The sequence below is a fragment of the Cellulomonas sp. 73-92 genome, assembly GCF_001898175.1.
Classification (GTDB): domain Bacteria; phylum Actinomycetota; class Actinomycetes; order Actinomycetales; family Cellulomonadaceae; genus Cellulomonas.
Window position 1 is genome coordinate 1 of the sequence record NZ_MKTH01000006.1, and the last position, 17900, is coordinate 17900.

16 protein-coding genes are annotated in these 17900 nt (G+C 75.2%); 4 read left to right on the forward strand and 12 right to left on the reverse strand.

Annotated elements, in window-relative coordinates:
* On the reverse strand, window positions 1–1323 hold a 1323-nt coding region (locus tag BGO37_RS02675; RefSeq protein ID WP_291752013.1), incomplete at its 3' end, for a polyribonucleotide nucleotidyltransferase.
* Between the two features lie 184 nt (window positions 1324–1507).
* Window positions 1508–1777 carry a 30S ribosomal protein S15 gene (gene rpsO / locus BGO37_RS02680; RefSeq protein WP_291752018.1) on the reverse strand — a complete coding sequence of 90 codons (270 nt, stop codon included), beginning with the start codon at window positions 1775–1777 and terminating at the stop codon, window positions 1508–1510.
* 408 nt (window positions 1778–2185) lie between these two features.
* Here rpsO and BGO37_RS02685 point away from each other — a divergent pair, with 408 nt between their 5' ends.
* The gene (locus BGO37_RS02685) at window positions 2186–2794 is read left to right on the forward strand and encodes a winged helix-turn-helix domain-containing protein (protein ID WP_291752020.1); all 609 of its coding nucleotides are present in this window, start codon (window positions 2186–2188) and stop codon (window positions 2792–2794) included.
* Here BGO37_RS02685 and BGO37_RS02690 read toward each other — a convergent pair.
* The 3 genes from BGO37_RS02690 to BGO37_RS02700 form a co-directional block, all read right to left on the reverse strand.
* Window positions 2791–3807 (reverse strand): bifunctional riboflavin kinase/FAD synthetase, encoded by a 1017-nt coding sequence (locus tag BGO37_RS02690; protein ID WP_291752280.1) that lies wholly within the window; start codon window positions 3805–3807, stop codon window positions 2791–2793. The genes BGO37_RS02685 and BGO37_RS02690 overlap by 4 nt on opposite strands.
* A gap of 100 nt (window positions 3808–3907) precedes the next feature.
* Window positions 3908–4849, reverse strand: a complete 942-nt coding sequence (gene truB / locus BGO37_RS02695; protein ID WP_291752282.1) for a tRNA pseudouridine(55) synthase TruB — start codon at window positions 4847–4849, stop codon at window positions 3908–3910.
* Window positions 4846–5454, reverse strand: coding sequence for a TetR/AcrR family transcriptional regulator (locus BGO37_RS02700; protein WP_291752023.1), 609 nt, complete (start codon window positions 5452–5454; stop codon window positions 4846–4848). Before BGO37_RS02700 ends, truB begins: the two co-directional genes overlap by 4 nt.
* Before the next feature lie 77 nt (window positions 5455–5531).
* Here BGO37_RS02700 and BGO37_RS02705 point away from each other — a divergent pair, with 77 nt between their 5' ends.
* Window positions 5532–7007 (forward strand): DHA2 family efflux MFS transporter permease subunit, encoded by a 1476-nt coding sequence (locus tag BGO37_RS02705; protein WP_291752025.1) that lies wholly within the window; start codon window positions 5532–5534, stop codon window positions 7005–7007.
* On the opposite strand, the gene BGO37_RS02710 is transcribed toward BGO37_RS02705, so the two are convergent.
* The 6 genes from BGO37_RS02710 to rimP form a co-directional block, all read right to left on the reverse strand.
* Complete coding sequence (locus BGO37_RS02710; RefSeq protein WP_291752026.1) at window positions 6995–8287, reverse strand: DUF4921 family protein; 1293 nt, start codon at window positions 8285–8287, stop codon at window positions 6995–6997. The genes BGO37_RS02705 and BGO37_RS02710 overlap by 13 nt on opposite strands.
* A gap of 5 nt (window positions 8288–8292) precedes the next feature.
* The gene (gene rbfA, locus BGO37_RS02715) at window positions 8293–8760 is read right to left on the reverse strand and encodes a 30S ribosome-binding factor RbfA (protein ID WP_291752028.1); all 468 of its coding nucleotides are present in this window, start codon (window positions 8758–8760) and stop codon (window positions 8293–8295) included.
* 72 nt (window positions 8761–8832) lie between these two features.
* Window positions 8833–11673, reverse strand: a complete 2841-nt coding sequence (gene infB / locus BGO37_RS02720; RefSeq protein WP_291752029.1) for a translation initiation factor IF-2 — start codon at window positions 11671–11673, stop codon at window positions 8833–8835.
* 119 nt (window positions 11674–11792) lie between these two features.
* A complete protein-coding gene (locus BGO37_RS17815; RefSeq protein WP_367188081.1) occupies window positions 11793–12245 on the reverse strand; it encodes a YlxR family protein in 453 nt (150 codons plus the stop codon).
* Entirely contained in the window at window positions 12167–13198 is a 1032-nt protein-coding gene (nusA, locus tag BGO37_RS02730) for a transcription termination factor NusA (protein WP_291752031.1), read from the reverse strand. Before nusA ends, BGO37_RS17815 begins: the two co-directional genes overlap by 79 nt.
* A 1-nt stretch (window position 13199) precedes the next feature.
* Window positions 13200–13754 (reverse strand): ribosome maturation factor RimP, encoded by a 555-nt coding sequence (rimP, locus tag BGO37_RS02735; protein WP_291752033.1) that lies wholly within the window; start codon window positions 13752–13754, stop codon window positions 13200–13202.
* Between the two features lie 154 nt (window positions 13755–13908).
* Here rimP and BGO37_RS02740 point away from each other — a divergent pair, with 154 nt between their 5' ends.
* Window positions 13909–14898, forward strand: coding sequence for a DUF4439 domain-containing protein (locus BGO37_RS02740; RefSeq protein WP_291752036.1), 990 nt, complete (start codon window positions 13909–13911; stop codon window positions 14896–14898).
* A gap of 13 nt (window positions 14899–14911) precedes the next feature.
* On the opposite strand, the gene BGO37_RS02745 is transcribed toward BGO37_RS02740, so the two are convergent.
* A complete protein-coding gene (locus tag BGO37_RS02745) occupies window positions 14912–16684 on the reverse strand; it encodes a proline--tRNA ligase (RefSeq protein WP_291752038.1) in 1773 nt (590 codons plus the stop codon).
* A gap of 104 nt (window positions 16685–16788) precedes the next feature.
* On the opposite strand from BGO37_RS02745, the gene BGO37_RS02750 reads away from it, so the two are divergent.
* Complete coding sequence (locus BGO37_RS02750) at window positions 16789–17865, forward strand: alpha/beta fold hydrolase (protein WP_291752040.1); 1077 nt, start codon at window positions 16789–16791, stop codon at window positions 17863–17865.
* Window positions 17866–17900 lie beyond the last annotated feature (35 nt).

Genomic DNA, 17900 nt, shown 5'->3' on the forward strand with positions numbered 1-17900 from the left:
CGGCAGCACCGGGACGAGCGCCCGCTCCGCCAGCGCGCCGTGGCCGATCTCGCGGCGCTTGGGCGAGCCCACGCGGCCGGTCTCACCGGTGGAGAACGGCGGGAAGTTGTAGTGGTGCATGTAGCGCTTGCGCGTCTCCGGGGAGAGCGTGTCGAGCTGCTGCTCCATGCGGAGCATGTTGAGCGTGGTCACGCCGAGGATCTGCGTCTCGCCGCGCTCGAACAGCGCCGAGCCGTGGACGCGCGGCAGCACCTCGACCTCGGCCGACAGGGTGCGGATGTCCCGCAGGCCACGGCCGTCGATGCGGAAGCCGTCCGTGAGGATGCGGCGGCGGATGAGCTTCTTCTGCACCGACCGGTAGGCGGCGGAGATCTCCTTCTCACGGCCCGGGAACTTCTCGGCGAGCTCGGCCTTGATCTCGGCCTTGATCTCGTCGATGCGGCCCTCGCGCTCCTGCTTGCCGGCGATCGACAGGGCGCTCTCCAGCTTGGCGGTGGTGCCCGCCTCGACGGCCTCGTAGACGTCCGGCTGGTACTCCGGGAACACCGGGAACTGGACGGTCTCCTTGGCGGCCTTGCCGGCCAGCTCGATCTGCGCCAGGCACAGCGCCCGCAGGAACGGCTTGGCGGCCTCGAGGCCCTGGGCGACGACCTCCTCGGTCGGGGTGGTGCCACCGCCGCCGTGGATGAGGTCCCACGTGTTGTCCGGCGCCTCGGCCTCGATCATGGCGATCGCGACGTCGTCACCGACGATGCGACCGGCGACGACCATGTCGAACGTCGCCTGCTCGCGCTCGGAGTAGCGCGGGAACGCCACCCACTGCCCGTCGATGAGGGCGATGCGCGTCGCGGCCACCGGGCCGGAGAACGGCAGGCCGGACAGGCCGGTGGAGACGGACGCGGCGTTGATGGCGAGCACGTCGTACGCGTCGTCCGGGTGCAGCGAGAGCACCGTGACGACGACCTGGACCTCGTTGCGCAGGCCCTTGACGAACAGCGGCCGCAGCGGACGGTCGATGAGCCGGCAGGCGAGGATCGCCTCGGTCGAGGGGCGGCCCTCGCGGCGGAAGAACGAGCCGGGGATCTTGCCGGCGGCGTACTGCCGCTCCTCGACGTCGACCGTCAGCGGGAAGAAGTCGAACTGGTCCTTCGGCTCCTTGCCGGCGGTGGTCGCCGACAGGAGCATCGTCGAGTCGTCGAGGTAGGCGACGGCGGAGCCGGCGGCCTGCTTGGCGAGGCGGCCCGTCTCGAAGCGGACGGTGCGGGTGCCGAACTTGCCGTTGTCGATCACGGCTTCGGCGAACTGGATCTCGGGACCCTCCACGGGTGCCCTCCTTGTTCTCGAAGGCGCCGGACGAGACCTCGGCGGTCTTCGATCGAGGCCCACGGACCGTTGTCGTCCGGGAGCCACTACCGAGGACCGGACGCGGGCCGGCCGACGCGGGGGTGGAGTTGTCGTACGCAGAACCGGCCCGGACCCTTCCGCGGGTCCGAGCCGGTGGGACGTGCTATCGACGCAGTCCGAGCCGCTCGATGAGGCTGCGGTAGCGCTCGATGTCGACCTTCTGCAGGTAGCTGAGCAGGCGGCGACGACGACCGATGAGCAGCATCATGCCGCGCTCGCTGTGGAAGTCGTGCTTGTTGACCTTGAGGTGCTCGGTGAGGTCCTTGATGCGCTGGCTGAGCACCGCGACCTGGACCTCGGGCGAACCGGTGTCGCCCTCGTGCGTCGCGTACTCGTTGATGATGGCCTGCTTGGTGGCGGCGGCGAGGGCCACGGGCTCTCCTTCGGTGTCTCGTTGCGCGGCGCGCCGGGGCATGTCCACCCGGGCTCTGTGGGTCCGCGGCCGTTCGTACGGCCCGACGAGTCTACCAGCCGGTCCGCGCGGCCCCGGCCGGGTGCGCGCCCGCCCGGCGAGCCCGCCGCCGCGCACCGGTCCGCGGGTCGCGACCGACACGAAGTCTCGCATCGTGAGACCGCCGGTCGGGTTCGTCCGGGTGCGCCGGGGCGGGTGCCACACTCGGTCCGTGAGCACGCGTCCGATCGCCGCCCCGGCATCCTCGCGCGCCCTGTGCCGAATGTGCACGTCCTGCTGTCCGTGTCATCGCTGAGTCCCACTCGCTGACCCGCGGCCGGCCATCGCCGGCCCCTGCGCCCCGCGCAGGACGACCCCACAGGACCCCACATGTCGAGCACCGCCCTCCTGCCCGCACCCCGCGCCGCCCTGCGCCCGGCCGTCGCGGCCGCCCCGCCCCACCCGGAGGCCACGCGCCGCGGGTTCGTCCTCCAGGTCGACCTCTCCGACGTGGCCGACGAGGACCTCGACGACCTGCTGCGCGCCGTGCAGAACCTCGCCGACCTCGCCTCCGAGTGGTTCCCCAACGCGCGCGCCCGCGCCGCGCTGACGGGCACCGAGGGCGGCGCCGCGCGGGTGGTCCCCGCGGGCCGGGCGGCGGCCTTCCGCGACCGGCTGGCGGCCCTGCCGAGCGCGCCCACGCTGACGATCGACCCGGACGCCCGCACGGTCACCATCGACGGCCGGGCCGTCGCCCTCACCGCGACCGAGGTCGCCCTGCTCGTGCACCTGGCGCAGGCCGGCCCCCGCGTCGTCTCGCGCGGCGAGCTGCTGGCGTCGGTGTGGGACGGCCGAGACGTCCCCGACGGCAGCCGCACGGTCGACGTCCACGTGCGCCGGCTGCGCGACAAGACCGGGCTGGCCGACCTCCTCGTGACGGCCCGCGGGGCCGGGTACCGGATCGCGCCGCGCTACGACGTGCGCGTCACCGGCGACTAGACCGGCGCCAGCACCTCGCGCGCCCGTCGCACGTCGTCGGCCATCGTCGTGAGCAGCTCGTCGACCGAGGCGAACCGCTCCATGCCCCGCAGGCGCGCGACGAGCTCGACGGCGACCTCCTCGCCGTACAGCTCGAGGTCGTCGCGGTCCAGCACGTACGCCTCGACGCGGCGCTCGTGGCCGTGGAACGTGGGGTTGGTGCCGACCGAGATCGCGGCGGGCAGCCGCCGGTCGGGGTCGTCCTGCGGGACCGGGCGTCCGTGCACGTCGCGCAGCCGGACGAGCCGTCCGGCGTAGACGCCGTCCGCGGGCACCATCCCGGTGGCGTCGGGGCCGAGGTTGGCCGTCGGGTAGCCCAGGGTCCGGCCGCGCGCGTCGCCGCGCACGACGATCCCGCGCACCCGGTGCGGGCGGCCGAGCACCCTGGCCGCCCCGGCCACGTCGCCCGCGGCGAGCAGCTCCCGCGCCCAGGTCGACGACCAGCGCCGCCAGCGGTGCGCCGCCGGGTCCTCCTCGCCGCCGGCGTCGCCCGCCGCGGGCGGACGCACGTCGTCGACGACGTCCACCCGGAAGCCGAGCCGCTCCCCCAGCGCCGTCATGGTCGCCAGGTCGCCCGCGTTGTCCTTGCCGAAGCGCACGTCCCGCCCGACGACCACGGTGCGCGCCCGCAGGGCGTCGACGAGGTACGTCCGGACGAACTCCTCCGGCGTCTGCTGCGCGAACTCCAGCGTGTACGTCGCGAGCAGCACGCCGTCCAGGCCGGTCGCCGCGAGCAGCTCGAGGCGCTCGTCGTCCCCCGTCAGCAGCGGCGGTGCGACCTGCGGCCGGTGCACCCGGGCGGGGTGCGGCGTGAAGGTGACGGCCACCGCCCGGCAGCCGGACGCGGCGGCGTCGGCGACCATGCGGCGCAGCACGTCGACGTGCCCGCGGTGCACCCCGTCGAAGTTCCCGATCGTCACCACCGACGGCCCGAAGCCGACCGGCACCTCGGCGAGATCCCGCCACACCTGCACGTGCGCTCCCGTTCCGCTGACGCCGCACGCCGGGTCGGCGTGGTCAGGCGTGGTCACTGCGTGCTTCCGCGCGGACAAGCCTGCCATGTCATCCGACGAGTCACGCCGGGGCGAACACCACCACGGGCCGCAGCGCCCCCTCCCGCGGTTCCAGCAGCGCGACGAGCGAGCCGTCCGGGGCGATCCCGGCGGTGGTCCCCTCGGCGTCCCCCCGCGCGATCGTCCGGCCGTGGCCGAGGGCGACCGCCTCGTCGTCGGACAGCGCGCGCGCGGGGAACGTCACCCGCGCCGCGTCCGCGAGCGGCAGCACCGCCAGCGGCGCGTCGGCCGGCTCCTCGGCCAGCTGCTCCAGCGTCCGCGCGACGTCGAGGCCGAAGCCGCCGACGCGGGTGCGCCGCAGCGCCGTCAGGTGCCCGCCGACGCCGAGCGCGGCGCCCAGGTCACGCGCGAGGGCCCGCACGTAGGTGCCCGACGAGCACACGACCTCGACGTCCACGTCGAGCACCGGCGTGCCGTCCAGCTGCGCGGGCCGCGTGGCCAGCACCGCGAAGCGCGACACCGTCACCGGCCGGGCGGCCAGCTGCACGTCCTCGCCGGCGCGCACGCGCGCGTAGGCGCGCTCGCCCGCCACCTTGATCGCCGAGACCGTCGCCGGCACCTGGAGGATGGCACCCGTCAGGGGGCGGACGCCGTCCTCGACGGCCTGCCGGCTCACGCCGGAGGCGCCCGTCACGGCGAGCAGCTCACCCTCCGCGTCGTCGGTCAGCGTCGTGGCGCCGAGCCGGATCGTGGCGGTGTAGGCCTTGTCGGCACCCGACAGGTAGGCCAGCAGGCGCGTCGCCTTGCCGATGCCGACGACGAGCACGCCGGTGGCCATGGGGTCGAGCGTGCCGGCGTGGCCCACCTTGCGCGTCGCGGCCAGCCGCCGCACGCGCCCGACGACGTCGTGGCTGGTCCATCCGGCCGGCTTGTCGACGACGAGCACGCCGTCGGCGGCCGTCGGCCGGCGGCCGTTGCCGCTCGGGCCTGCGTCGCCGCTCAGCGGGACCACCGGTCCAGCGCGACGTGCTCGAGGCCGTCCACCCCCTCGATGACGCAGGCCAGCAGGGCGTCCATGCCCTCCTCCTGGCCCCGGTGCGCGGGGGCGTCGACCGCCAGCAGCACGTTGATGAGCATGCCGGTCGCGACGAACGTGCGGCCGTCGTCGGGCGTCCCCCCGGTGCGCTCCAGGAACATCCGGTAGACCTCGCCGAGCGTGTGCCGCGCGAGGCGGCCCACCTCCTCGTCGGCCTCGGCGAGGAACCCCTGCATGAGGATGCGCAGCAGGTCACGGTCGTTCAGCAGGTGCACGTAGGCGGCGCCCATCTGCGTGCCGGCGTCCGGGCCGGCCGGGATCGGCCGGAACGCGCCGAGGATGGCGTCGGCCACGTCGCGGTACACCGCGAGGAACAGCTCGCGCTTGCTGCCGAACAGCCGCACGACGTACGGCTGCGACACCCCCGCCGCGCGCGCCACCTGGTCCGTGGTCGCCTGATAGCCCCCCTGCGCGAACACCGTGCGGGCGGCGGCGAGGATCTGGTCCCGGCGCTCGTCCGAGCGCATCCGGGACCGGTGGCCCGCCACATGGGCGTGGAGCGCGGTCGACATGTTGACATGTTATCAGTCGATGCCTACCGTCGTCCTTCGTAGTAATCAGTGAATGCCAACAACAACGGAGCGCGACCATGACCGCCAGCACCGAACGCCTGCGCCCACCGCAGGCGTCGCCCCGTCCCGTCCCGGCCCGCGCCGCCGGCACCGCGCTCGCGCTGGCGGCCGCCTCGCTGCCGATGTTCATGTCCACGCTGGACAACCTCGTCATGACCACCGCCCTGCCGGTCATCCGCCGCGACCTGTCGGCGTCGCTGGAGCAGCTGCAGTGGATGGTCAACGCGTACACGCTGGCGTTCGCGTCGCTGATGATCGCCGCTGCGACGCTCGGTGACCGGACCGGCCGCCGGCGCGCGTTCGTCGCCGGCATCGCCCTGTTCGGCACCGGCTCCGTCGCCTCGGCGCTCGCCGGCTCGGCCGGGATGCTCGTCGCCGCACGCGCCGTCCAGGGGGCCGGCGCCGCGGCGATCATGCCGCTGTCGCTGACGCTGCTGGCCGGCGCCGTCCCGAAGGAGCGACGCGCCATGGCGATCGGCGTCTGGGGTGCGGTGTCCGGGCTCGGTGTCGCCCTCGGCCCCGTCATCGGCGGCGCCATCGTCGACGGGTTGTCGTGGCAGGCGATCTTCTGGCTCAACGTGCCCGTGGCGCTGGTGTCGATCCCGCTCATCGTGCGCGCCCTGCCCGAGTCCTTCGGCCGGCGCCAGCGCCTCGACCTCACGGGCGTGCTGCTCGCGGGCCTGGGCGTGCTCTCGGTCGTGTGGGGCGTCGTCCGCGGGAACGACGACGGCTGGACGTCCGCCTCGGTGCTCGGCCGGCTCCTCGTCGGCGCGGTGCTGCTGGCCGCCTTCGTCCGGCGCGAGCGGCGCACCGACCACCCGCTGGTCCCGCTGCGCCTGTTCGCGGTCCGCTCCTTCACCGTCGCGAACCTGACCGGCTTCGCGTTCGCGGTCGGCGTCTTCGGCGTCATCTTCGTGCTGTCGCAGTACCTGCAGATCGGCCTCGGCTACACCCCGCTGCAGGCCGGCATCCGCACCCTCCCCTGGACCGCGGCGCCCATGCTCGTCGCGCCGCTCGCCGGCCTCCTGGCGCCGCGCACCGGGGTGCGACCGCTGCTGACCGCCGGCCTGGTGCTCCAGGCGGCGGGGCTGGCGTGGATCGGCCTGCTCGTGGCGGGCACGACGAGCTACTCGGACTTCGTCCCTGGCCTCGCGCTGGCCGGCGTGGGCATGGGCCTGACGTTCGCACCGTCGGCGACGGCGGTGCTGGCGGACGTGCCCGAGGCCGAGCACGGCACCGCCAGCTCGGTCAACGCCACCCTCCGGGAGCTGGGTGCAGCCGTCGGGGTGGCCGCCATCGTCGCCGTCTTCCAGGCGGCCGGCGGCACTCTCACCCCGGACGGCTACGCCGGCGGCCTGCGGCCCGCGATGCTCGTCGGCGCCGCGGTGATCGCCGTCGCGGCGCTCGCCGCCCTCTTCATGCCGGCCGGCACCGGCCGGCAGGTGGCACCGGCAGCGCCGTCGACGGCCGACCGGGTGGGTCAGCCCGCGTAGCCCAGCCGAGGCGTGCCGGCCTCGTCGCCGATCCGGACGTCGGCGACGAGGCCGTCCGCGCGCAGCTCCAGCAGCCTCGTCACCGCACGGTCGCGCAGCGTGTACGGGTCGATGGTGTTGACGTACACCTTGGTGTCGCCCTCGAACCCGGCGAGGGTCGACACACGCCACTTGAGGACGATGCGCCACGGCATCGGCTCGCCGAGGTCCGGCGGCCGGTGGTGCCACTCCTCATTGCTCGGCGTGTGCACGCCGCCCACCGCGTGCAGCGCGTGCACCAGGTCGGAGACGCCGCGCACCTGGGCCTCGTCGTGCTCCCACGGCAGCTGCTCGCGCGCCGTCGAGTAGACCTCGAACGCCGGGTACCGGTGGCCCACGCCCGCGATCGCCACCGCGTGCTCGTTGCTCGCCACGACGAGCCCGTGCTCCACCGCGACGTCGATCACCTGGGTCTGGTACAGGTCCGGCTCGCCCCGCAGCCGCAGCCGCTCGTGCTCCACCTGCGGGCCGTGCTCGTCGATCGCCACCACCTGCTTGTGCAGGTGGTCGAACGACGCACCCGCGGGGCGCAGCCAGTTCTGGAACGCGGCGACGTACAACGCGGCGGGGCGCGTCTCGTACAGGTCGCGGATCGCGTCGACGGTCATCCCGACGAAGCGGTGGTGCTCGTCGGGCGTCAGCGTCCCCGAGCCCGCGAGCTCGTCGTCGAACGCGGCGCCGTCCACGAGGTGCCGACGGGCGACGACGACGTCGTGCGAGCCGGCGAACAGGTCGATCGCCGCCTGGTGGTCCTCCGGCGTCGCCGACGCGAGGTCCGGGTCCAGACCGGCGGCCAGGGCGCGGGCGCGCAGCACGCCCGCGACGTGCGCGGCACCCGCGGGGTCGGCCAGGTACGCCTCGGCCCGTTCCCGCACCGCGCGCGGCACGACGAAGCCGTGGTTCGCGCGCCAGTAGTCGACCGAGAGGATCTCGAAGAGGTTGGGGATGCGGCGCACCTCGGCGACCGTCGCGTCGAGCTGCGCCGCCGCGACGTGCTCGATGACGCGCGGGGACGGGTCCAGCACCAGGCGGGACTTCTCCGGCGGCGTGTCCCGGTACCTGCCGGAGCAGAACGCGCAGAGCCGGTCGACCCGGGACGGGTCGACCGGGTGGCGCTCCGCCGGCGCGCCCGGCAACGGGCGGTGACCCCGGCCGGGGACGGTCCACACGGTGGTCCCCGTCAGGGGCGACACCTGCTTGACGGTGCCGTCGGCGAGTCGCTGCAGCGGGAGCTCGGCCACGGCGGTCAGGCGGTGGGACCGTCGAGCTCGTCGTCCGCCCCGTCGGCGGCACCGTCCGACGGCGATCGGTACGGGTCCGCCTCGCCCGCGTAGCTGGCGCCGGCGGCCAGCGCCGCCACCTCGGCGTCCTTGCGCGCCGCGGCCGCCAGGGCGGCCTCGAGGTGCGCCGCCGTCTCGGGCACCGCGTCGAGGTGGAACGCCAGGGTCGGCGTCAGGCGCAGGCCCGTGGCCTTGCCCACCTCGGAGCGGATGATGCCGGTGGCCGAGGCCAGCGCCACGGCGGAGGCCGCCCGCGCCTCGTCGTCCCCGTACACCGTGTAGAAGATGTCGGCATGCTGCAGGTCACCGGTGACGCGCACGTCGGTCACCGTCACGAACCCCAGCCGCGGGTCCTTGATCCGGGTGTCGAGCATGCGCGCGACGACCTCCTGGATCCGGTCAGCCAGCCGGCGCACCCGCGCGTTCTCCGCCATCACGTCTCCCTGTCTGCGCGCACCCAAGGCGGGTCCGGCCCGGGGCGGACCCCGGGCCGGACCTGGTGAACCTCAGGAGCGCGGCTTCTCCCGCATCTCGAACGTCTCGATGACGTCGTCGACCTGCAGGTCGTTGAAGGAGCCGAGCCCGATACCGCACTCGTAGCCCTCGCGGACCTCCGTGGCGTCGTCCTTGAACCGCTTGAGCGACTCGATGGTCAGGTTGTCCCCGATCACCTTGCCGCCGCGCAGGACGCGCGCCTTCGCGTTGCGCCGGATCTCGCCCGACCGCACCAGCGAACCGGCGATGTTGCCGAACTTGGAGGACCGGAACACCTCGCGCACCTCCGCGGTGCCGAGCTGGACCTCCTCGTACTCCGGCTTGAGCATGCCCTTGAGGGCCGCCTCGACGTCGTCGATCGCCTGGTAGATCACCGAGTAGAACCGCACGTCGACGCCCTCGCGCTCGGCGAGGTCCTCCACGCGCTCGGCGAACTTGACGTTGAACCCGATGATGATCGCGTTGTCGACCGTCGCCAGGTTGACGTCGTTCTGCGTGATCGCGCCGACGCCGCGGTGGATGACCCGCAGGTCGACCTCCTCGCCGACGTCGATCTTGAGCAGCGCGTCCTCCAGGGCCTCGACCGCACCGGACACGTCGCCCTTGATGACGAGGTTGAGCGTCTCGACCTTGCCCTGGGCGAGGGCCTGCGTGAAGTCCTCGAGGCTGATCCGCTTGCGACGCTTGGCCAGCAGGGCGGCACGCTCGGCGGCCTCGCGCTTCTCGGCGATCTGGCGCGCCGTCCGGTCGTCGGGCGCGACGAGGAACGTGTCCCCCGCGCTCGGCACCGACGTGAGCCCGAGCACCTGCACCGGGCGCGCCGGTCCGGCCTCGGGCACGGTCTCGCCGTGCTCGTCGAACATCGCCCGGACACGCCCGTGGGCCGTGCCCGCGACGATCGCGTCGCCGACCCGCAGCGTGCCGGACTGCACGAGGACGGTCGCCACCGCACCGCGGCCGCGGTCGAGGTTGGCCTCGATCGCCACGCCGCGCGCGTCCTTGTCGGGGTTTGCCCGCAGGTCGAGCGCCGCGTCGGCGGTGAGCAGGACGGCCTCGAGCAGCTCGTCGATGCCGAGCCGCTGCTTGGCGGAGACGTCGACGAACATGGTGTCGCCGCCGTACTCCTCCGCGACCAGGTTGTACTCGGTCAGCTGCTGGCGGACCTTGGAGGGGTTGGCCCCCTCCTTGTCCACCTTGTTGACCGCGACCACGATCGGCACGTTCGCCGCCTGGGCGTGGTTAAGCGCCTCGATCGTCTGAGGCATCACGCCGTCGTCCGCCGCGACCACGAGGATCGCGATGTCCGTCACCTGGGCACCGCGGGCACGCATGGCGGTGAACGCCTCGTGGCCCGGGGTGTCGATGAAGGTGATGGCGCGCTCGATGCCCTCGTGCTCGGCCTTCACCTGGTAGGCGCCGATGTGCTGCGTGATGCCGCCGGCCTCGCCCGCGACGACGTCCGTCTGCCGGATGGCGTCGAGGAGCTTCGTCTTGCCGTGGTCGACGTGGCCCATGACGGTGACCACCGGCGGGCGCGGCGCGAGGTCCTCGTCGGACTCCGCCTCCAGCTCCGCGTCGAGGTCGATGTCGAACGAGCCGAGCAGCTCGCGGTCCTCCTCCTCGGCGGACACCATCTCGATGACGTACCCGAGCTCGGCGCCGAGGGCCGCGAAGGTGTCCTCGTCGAGGGACTGCGTGGCCGTGGCCATCTCCCCGAGGTGGAACAGGACCGTGACCAGCGAGGCCGGGTTCGCGTCGATCTTGTCGGCGAAGTCGTTGAGCGACGAGCCGTGACGCAGGCGGAGCACCGTGGTGCCGTTGCCGCGCGGGACGGACACGCCGCCCAGCGACGGGGCCTGCATCTGCTCGAACTCCTGGCGCTTCGCCCGCTTCGACTTCCGCCCGCGGACGGGACGCCCACCGGCCTTGCCGAAGGCGCCCTGCGTGCTGCCACGGCCGGCGCCGCCACCAGGACGCCCACCGCCGCCGGGACGGCCGGCGCCACCGGCGAAGCCGCCGCCGGCCCCGGGGGCACCCGTGCCGCCACGACCGCCGCCGGGCCCGCCACGACCCGGCGCGCCGCGCCCGGGAGCGCTCGTGCGCTCGCCGGGACGCCCGACGCCGGAGTTCATGCGGCCCGGCATCATGCCGGGGTTGGGACGCGGGCCGCCCGGGCGGGGACCGCCGGGACGCGGCCCGCCGGGACGCTCGCCGCCGGCCGCCGCAGGGGCACCCTGCTGCTCGGAGCGCCGCTCGCCCGGGCGGGGCATGCCCTGCGACGGCGCGAACGGGTTGTTGCCCGGGCGCGGGGCGCCGGGACGGGGACCGCCGGAGCGCTCACCGCCACGCGGCATGCCCTGCGAGGGGGCGAAGGGGTTGTTGCCGGGCCGCGGCGCCGGGTTCGCCGGCGTCTGGCGGGGGCCGGGCCGGGCCGGGCCGGGCGTGGGGCCCGACGGGCGCGCCGCGGGGGCGGCGGGCCGGGCGCCGGGCGTGGCCGGGCGCGCGGCGGGAGCCGCGGGACGGGTGGCCGGCGGGGTCGACTGCGCCACCGGGGCCACGGCCTCGGCCGGCGCAGGAGCGGCGGCGCGCTCGGGCGCCGTGGGGGCAGCGGCGGGCGCGACGGCGGCGGGAGCCGCCGGCGAGGGCCTGGCCGGTGCCGGCTTGACCGCAGCGGGGGCGGGCGCGGCGGGGGCTTCCGACTTCGGGAAGGCCTCGCGCACCTTGCGCACCACGGGCGCCTCGATGGTGGAGGACGGCGATCGGACGAACTCGCCCATCTCGCCGAGCTTGGTCACCAGCGCCTTGCTGTCGATCCCGAGCTCCTTGGCGAGCTCGTAGACGCGGACTGCCACATCTCTCCTGTCTCGGTCCGCCCGGGACAGGGGCCGGACCGTCGTTAGTGCAGGTTCATCGGAACGTGCTCATCGGTGCGTGCTCATCGGGCAGCCATCGGCTTCCTGACCCGCTTTCCTCATCGACGATCGGCGGCCGCCGGGACGGTCCCGGCGGCATGCGGCTCCGCGAGGGTCTCGAGGTGCCGGGCGACGGCGCCGGCGTCCGGGGCCGCCGCTGTGCGCAGCGCCCGCCCGAACGCACGCCGACGGACGGCGAGCTCGAGACAGTGCGGATCGGGGTGAAGCCACGCACCCCGTCCCGGCATCCGGCGGGCGACGTCCACGACGAGCACGTTGGCTCCCGGGTCGACGACCACCCTCAGCAAGGCCTGCCTGGATCCGGTCCCCCGGCACCCCACGCACGTGCGGACGGGTCCGGTGGTGGTGGAGCTCCGGGCTCCTGGCCCAGGCGTGGTCAGTCTACCCGACGCCGCCGCCGGAGCCCTCGGCGTCACGCGTCGGTCGCCGGGGCGACGCCCGCACCGGCCGCCTGCGGAGCGGCCGCGTCGGAGCGGATGTCGATGCGCCACCCCGTGAGCTTGGCGGCCAGGCGGGCGTTCTGCCCCTCCTTGCCGATGGCGAGCGACAGCTGGTAGTCGGGCACGACGACCCGCGCGGCGTGCGTCTGCGGGTCGACGATCGTCACCGAGAGCACCCGCGCCGGGGACAGCGCGTTGGCGATCATCTCCGCCGGGTCGTCGGAGTGGTCGACGATGTCGATCTTCTCGCCCTGGAGCTCGGCCATGACGGCGCGCACGCGGCCGCCCATCGGGCCGATGCAGGCGCCCTTGGCGTTGACGCCCGGGATCGTGGCGCGCACCGCCATCTTGGTGCGGTGGCCTGCCTCGCGGGCGATCGCCGTGATCTCGACGGTGCCGTCCGCCACCTCGGGGACCTCCAGCGCGAACAGCTTGCGCACGAGGCCGGGGTGGGTGCGGCTCAGCGTCACCTGGGGGCCGCGCATGCCACGGGCCACCTCGAGCACGTAGCCGCGGATCCGCTCGCCGTGGACGTACCTCTCCCCCGGCACCTGCTCGTGCGCGGGCAGCACGGCCTCGGTGCCGCCGACGTCGACGAGCACGGTGCGCGGGTCGCGGCCCTGCTGCACGACCCCGCCGAGGATCTCGCCCTCCTTGCCGCGGAACGTGCCCAGCACCTGGTCGTCCTCGGCGTCGCGCAGCCGCTGGACGATCACCTGGCGGGCGGTCGACGTCGCGATGCGGCCGAAGCCCTCCGGCGTGTGGTCGAACTCCGGCTGCTCGACGTCCTCCGGCTCGCCGTCCGGGCCGAGCGGGATCGGCTCGCGCGCCCACACGGTCACGTGGCCGGTGCGGCGGTCCACCTCGACGCGGGCGCGGGCGTAGGCGCCCGGCGTCCGGTGGTAGGCGGACAGCAGCGCCTGCTCGATCGCCTCGATCAGCACGTCGATCTTGATGTCGCGCTCGTGCTCGATGAGCCGCAGCGCCTGCATGTCGATGTCCACGTCAGGCCTCCCCCGATTCGTCCTCGTCATCCGCGGGGCCGACGCCGGACAGGTCCACCTCGACGTGCGCGGAGCGCACCGTCGCCAGCGGGACCGTCACGGCGGGGCCGTCCACGGGCCGCCTCCCCTTGCCCGGGGACGACGAGGGCACGACGACCACCGTCGCGCCCGCCTCGTCGTCCCCCACGACCTCCGTCAGCCTCCCGGCCAGCCGCGTGCCGTCGCCCAGCACCAGGCTCACCGTCCGGCCCAGCGCGCGCCGGTAGTGCCGCCGCAGCGTCAGCGGCCGCGACACCCCCGGGCTCGACACCTCGAGCGTGTAGTGACCGGCCACCACGTCGTCGGCGTCCAGGGCGTCCGAGACGGCGCGCGTCGCGTCGCCGATGCGGTCGAGGTCGAGCTCGCCCTGGTCGTCCTCCGCGACGTCGACGACGACGCGGACGACCGTCCGGGCCCCCGCACGTGCCAGCTCGACGTCCTCGACCAGCAGGCCGACCGTCGCCACCGCGGGTTCGACGACCTGGCGCACCCGCGCAGCGGTTGCCGCCCCAGCCATGCTCGCCTCCCGCTCGTCCGTCACCGACACCCGGCTGACACCGTGGTTGACGCCCGGCTGGCACGCCCGCCGGCCCGACAGTCCAGGGTATCGGTCGTCGTCCACCGGTGGGCCCCGCGGCCGCGGGGCCGGCGGGGTGGCAGGATCGCGGGCGATGATCGCCCGCCCCGCCCCCCGCCGCCTCGTGCCGACGTCCGGCGCGCTCGTCGTCGTCCTCGCCGCCGTCCTCGCGCTCGCCGGGTGCGACCTGCGGTTCGAGAGCGCCCCACCGGCCGCCCCCACCCCGGGCGCCGCGGAACAGGTCCGGGAACGGACCGTCGCCGACGCCCTCGCGCTGGCGGCCGCGGCACGCTCGGCGCAGCCCATTGCGGACAAGGCCGCGGCGGCCGTGCTGGCGGATGTCGCGACGTTCTCCACGGCGCACGCGGACCAGCTCGGCGGGGTGTACCAGGCCGGGCTGGCGACCCCGACGAGCACGACGAGCCCCGCGGCCGTCGTGGCCACGCCGGACCAGGTCCTCGCCGCGCTGCGCACCGACGCCTCGACCGCGCTCGCCGACGCCACCACGGCCGCCGACGGCGCCACCGCCCGGCTCCTCGCCGCGGTCGGGGTGTCGCGCGCGGCGCTGGGGACACGGCTGGCGACCGCGCTGAACGAACCGGCACCCGCGCCGACCCCGACGCCCACGGCGCCCGCCGTCCCCGTCCCCACGGCGTCGCCGGCCGCCGCGTTGACGGCCGCCGACGTCGCGCCGCTCGTCCTGGCGCACGACCAGGCGGGCTTCGGCCTCGAGGTGGTGGCGGCGAAGCTGACCGGCGGGGACCGCACGGCCGCGGCGACGTCCGCGGCGGCGCACCGGGACGCCGCCGAGCAGTGGGCGCAGCGCGTGAAGATCGCGGGCACCGCGTCCGACCCGCGGCGTGCGGACTACGCGCTCCCGAAGACGATCGACGACCCCGCCGGGGCGCGCACCGTGGCGGCGAGCCTCGAGGCGGGCGTCGCCGAGGCGGCGAGCGCCGCGATCCTCGGTGCACCGCAGGGTGCCCGCCAGGACCTGATCGACGAGCTGACCAGGGCCGACGCGGCGGCGGCCCGGTGGGGCGCCGCGGCGACCCCGTTCCCCGGCCTGCCCGGCCTCGCCTGAGCGGCGCCGCTGCCTACCGGGCGAGCGCCGCGCGCACCAGCCCGGCCACCACGTCCGCGGCCTGCGCCACCGGCACCTGCTGCGCGTCGCCGCCGGCGCGCGGACGCACCTCGACGACGCCCTCGGCCAGCCCACGGCCGACGACCACGACGAGCGGCACGCCGAGCAGCTCGGCGTCGGCGAACTTCACGCCGGGCGAGACCTTCGGACGGTCGTCGTAGAGCACCTCGACGCCACGGCCGTCCAGCTCGCGCGCCAGGGCCTCGGCGGCGTCGAACACCGCCTGGTCCTTGCCCGTGGCCACCACGTGGACGTGGGCCGGCGCGACGTGCGCCGGCCACGCGAGGCCCTTGTCGTCGTGGTTGGCCTCGGCGAGCGCCGCGAGCACCCGGGACACGCCGATGCCGTACGAGCCCATGGTGACGACGCGTGACTTGCCGTCCTGGTCGAGCACGGTCAGGCCGAGCGCCTGGGCGTACTTGCGCCCGAGGGCGAAGATGTGGCCGATCTCGATCCCGCGGGCCAGCTCCAGGGGCCCCGAGCCGTCCGGCGCCTCGTCGCCGGCGCGCACCTCGGCCGCCTCGACGGTGCCGTCGGCGTCGAAGTCCCGGCCCGCGACCAGGTCGAACACGTGGTGGTCGGCCTTGTTCGCGCCGGTGATCCAGCGCGTGCCGGTCACCACGCGCGGGTCGAGGAGGTAGCGCACGCCGCCCTCGCGGTTCGGCGACAGCACCTCGGGCCCGATGTAGCCGCGCACGAGCTCCGGCTGGGCGGCGAAGTCGGCCTCGCCGGCCTGCTCCACCTCGGACGGCGCGACCGCCGCCTCGAGCCGCTTGACGTCGACCTCGCGGTCGCCGGGCACGCCGACGACGAGCATCTCGCGCTCGCCGGTGGGGTGCTTGAGGACGAACACCACGTTCTTCAGCGTGTCCCCCGCGGTCCAGGCCCGGTCCGCGCGCGGGTACAGCTCGTTGGCCCTCGCCACGAGCGACTCGATGGTCGGCGAGTCCGGGGTGTGCTCGACGTGGGCCGCCGGGACGTCGTCGTACGGCAGCGCCGGCGGCACGACCGTCGTCACGGCCTCGACGTTCGCGGCGTACCCGCCGGGCGACCGCACGAAGGTGTCCTCGCCGATCGCCGTCGGGGTGAGGAACTCCTCCGAGCGCGAGCCGCCCATCGCGCCGGACATCGCCGTGACGATGACGTACCCCAGGCCCAGCCGGTCGAAGATCCGCCGGTAGGCGTCGCGCTGCGCCTCGTAGGAGGCGGCCAGCCCGTCGTCGTCCAGGTCGAAGGAGTAGGCGTCCTTCATGACGAACTCGCGGCCCCGGATCAGGCCAGCGCGCGGACGGGCCTCGTCGCGGTACTTCGTCTGGATCTGGAACAGCGTGAGCGGCAGGTCCTTGTACGACGAGTACAGGTCCTTGACCAGCAGCGTGAACATCTCCTCGTGGGTCGGGGCGAGGAGGTAGTCGTTCTCGCGCCGGTCCTGCAGGCGGAAGATGTTGGGCCCGTAGTCGGTCCAGCGGCCCGTCGCCTCGTAGGGCTCCTTCGGCAGCAGCGCGGGGAACAGCACCTCCTGCGCCCCGGCGGCCGTCATCTCCTCGCGCACCACCTGCTCCACCTTGCCCAGCACGCGCAGGCCCAGCGGCAGCCAGGTGTAGATGCCGGGGGCGGCACGGCGGATGTAGCCGGCGCGGACGAGCAGCCTGTGGCTGGCCACCTCCGCGTCGGCGGGATCCTCGCGCAGGGTGCGGACGAACAGGGTCGACAGGCGCAGGAGCATGGGGGCAAGGCTAGTGCCGCGTGCACGGGGCTCCGCCCGAGGTCCCTGTCGCGGAGCGGTCGGCGACCCTACGCTCGCAGCCAGCCCGACGACCGGGGGGCGCGATGGGACTGGCCAGGCGGTGGCTGCGAGCGGGGCTGCTCCTCCTCGCCGCGGCCGCGCTCGCCACGGTGGTGGGAGCGGCGGCGGCGATCGGGCCGGCGCGCTGGGCGCATGGCGACCGGGCGCTCGGCGTGGCGGGCACCGCGCTGCTGGTCCTGGCCGTCGTCGCCCTCGTGCTGCTCTGGCACCGCGCCACCCGCCGCCGCCGGTGGTTCGTGCGCTGGCCGACGGCCCTGGCCGGATTCGTCCTGGGAGCGGTGCTCGCGCTGCCGGCCGCCATCGGCGTCTACGCGGCGTGGCCCGCCCGCGCCATGGTCGGCGCCGCGGCACCGGAGGGCGCGCGCGAGGTCACGGTGCCCGCCGACGGCGGCACGAGGCTCGCCGGCTGGTACCTGCCGGGCGACAACGGCACCGGGCTCGTGCTGGCGCACGGCGCCTCCGGGACGCGGGCGTCCGTGCTCGACCAGGCCGCGGTGCTGCGACGCCACGGCTACTCCCTGCTGCTGCTCGACGCCCGCGGCCACGGCCGCTCCGGGGGCCGTCCGATGGAGCTCGGCTGGTGGGGCGAGGCGGACCTGCGGGCGGCGGTCGACTGGCTCGCGGCGCAGCCCGAGGTCGCGCCGGGGCGGATCGGGCTCGTCGGGCTCTCGATGGGGGGCGAGGAGGCTGTCGGCGCCGCCGGGGCCGACCCGCGGGTGGCGGCGGTGGTCGCCGAGGGCGTCACGGGGCGCACGGCCGCGGACAAGGACCTCTGGCTTCCCCGGCACGCGTTGGGCGCGGTCCAGCGTGGCATGGACGCGTGGCGGGACGTCCTGGTGGGCGCGCTCTCCGACGCGCCGAAGCCGCCGTCGCTGCTGTCGGCCGTCGTGCGGACCCAGGCGCGGGTGCTGCTCGTCACCGGCGCGCAGGTGCCGGACGAGGCGGTGGCCGCGGCCGCGCTCAAGGCGGCCGCGCCGGATCGCGTCGAGGTGTGGACCGTCCCGGGCGCCGGGCACACCGGCGGCCTCGCCACCGACCCGAAGGGCTGGGAGCGACGGGTCGACGGGTTCCTCGGCCGCGCCTTCGCGCCACCGGCGTAACCCTGGGCGTCTCAGGGGCGGGCCTGCGACGATGG